The organism is Nocardioides sp. CPCC 206348 (assembly GCF_048654705.1).
Taxonomy (GTDB): domain Bacteria; phylum Actinomycetota; class Actinomycetes; order Propionibacteriales; family Nocardioidaceae; genus Nocardioides.
Genome location: NZ_JBMCZA010000190.1, coordinates 15,673 through 17,616 on the forward strand (window position 1 = coordinate 15,673; position 1,944 = coordinate 17,616).

The following is a 1,944-nucleotide window of genomic DNA, read 5'->3' on the forward strand; positions in this document are numbered from 1 at the left end:
GTGCGCCGGCTCGACGATCACCGACAACGGCGCCAACCACGCCGGCCCGGGCAACGCGGGTTGCGGTCCGACCCCCGGCGTCGACCCGCAGCTCGGCGCGCTCGCCGACAACGGCGGTCCGACATCGACCCAGCTGCCGTCGCGCTCCAGCGTGCTCCTCGACAAGATCACGTCGTGCACGGGTGACGCGGTGGACCAGCGCGGAGCCGTCCGGCCGTCGGGTGCCAGGTGCGACATCGGCGCCGTCGAGCGTGCCCAGGTCGTCGGCGAGGTCGACGGGCCCGACCACGTCGACCTCGCGGTCGGCAGCCCGGCCAACCCGGCGGCGTCGTACACGACCACCGGCTCGCCGGTGCCGAGCCTCTCCGCCAGCGCCCTGCCGGCCGGCCTGACGTTCACCGACAACGGTGACGGCACCGGCACGATCAGCGGTACGCCGACCGGACCAGGTGGCGTCTTCCCGGTCACGGTCACCGCGACCAACGAGGCGGGCTCGATCGACAAGGTCACCGAGCTCGAGATCGCCCAGGCGCCCACGCTGACCGGCCCGACGTCGTCGACGTACACGGTCGGCGAGCCCGGTGGTCCCGATGTCTTCGAGCAGGTCGGTGGCCACCCCACGGCGACACTGTCCACGGACAGCGACCTTCCCGGCGGTGTCACCTTCACCGACGGTGAGGGCAGTGCTGACGGCACGGGCACGCTCGCGGGTACTCCGGTCGACAGCTCCGGTGGCACCTACGACATCACCATCGACGGCTCGAACGGTGTCGGCCCCGACGCCACCTGGCCGTTCGCGCTGACCGTCAACGAGGCCCCCGAGCTCGACGCGCCTGCCACGGCGACCTTCCGTGTCGGCACCGCCGGCTCGAGCAGCTTCGACGTCGACGGCTTCCCGGTCCCGGTCGTCACGGCGTCCGGCCTTCCTGACGGCCTCGAGGTCGGCGGCGACGCCGTGACGGGTACGCCGGCCAACGGCACCGGCGGCGTCTACGACGTCACCCTCTCCGCCACCAACGGGGTGGGCGACGACGCCACCGACAGCGTCGAGGTCACCGTCGAGGAGGCCGCCTCCATCGCCGGACCGGCCGAGGTGCGGATGGTCGCAGGCAGCCACGCCACGTTCGCGTACGCCGGCGGCGGGTTCCCCGAGCCGACCCTGAGCGCCGCTGGCGACCTGCCCGACGGGGTGACCTTCGAGGACAACGGCGACGGCACGGCGACGTTGTCCGGCACGCCCGCCCTCGACGCGGTGGGGACCTACTCCTTCACCGTCACGGCGGTCAACGGCATCGGCCAGGCAGCCACGAGCGAGGTCTCGCTGGAGGTCGTCGACCACGTCGCGATCGTCACCACGACCCTGCCGGACGCCGCCGTGGGTGCGGCCTACGACGTGGTGCTGACGACCCAGGGCGGCCTGGCGCCGTACACCTTCGAGCTCAGCGGGGGCTCGCTCCCTGCCGGCCTGAGCCTGAGTGCCGACGGCCGGATCACGGGCACGCCCACCGGGTCGACCGGATCCGCCACGTTCACCGTGAAGGTCACCGACAGCGACAGCCCGAACGGTGTCGCCACGAAGGAGCTGACCATCCAGGTCGGCAAGGGCACGACCAGCCTGGCCGTCGCGCCGCTGATCGTGCTCAACGGTGGAGTCGCCTTCGGCAAGCTGTCCGCCGTCCTCGTCGGCGGCTTCCCGCCCCAGGCGCTGTCGGGGCAGACGGTGAAGTTCACGACGAAGGGCCTGCTGGGCAACACGATCCTGATCTGCACGGGCGTGACCAACGCGTTCGGTGTGGCGAGCTGTGACCCGACCCTGCTCCAGTCGACGCAGATCATCGTCGGCCTGGGCATCACCGGCACGTACGCCGGCGACGCCCGCTGGAAGCCCAGCGAGGGCCGCGCCGGAATCCTCTGACGGCTCCGGCTGACCGGCAGCTGCCGGTC

The 1,944-nt window shown here is 72.3% G+C and carries 1 protein-coding gene; it reads left to right on the top strand.

Annotated elements, in window-relative coordinates:
* On the top strand, positions 1 to 1,915 hold a 1,915-nt coding region (locus tag ACOADB_RS15915; protein ID WP_378600500.1), incomplete at its 5' end, for a putative Ig domain-containing protein.
* Positions 1,916 to 1,944 lie beyond the last annotated feature (29 nt).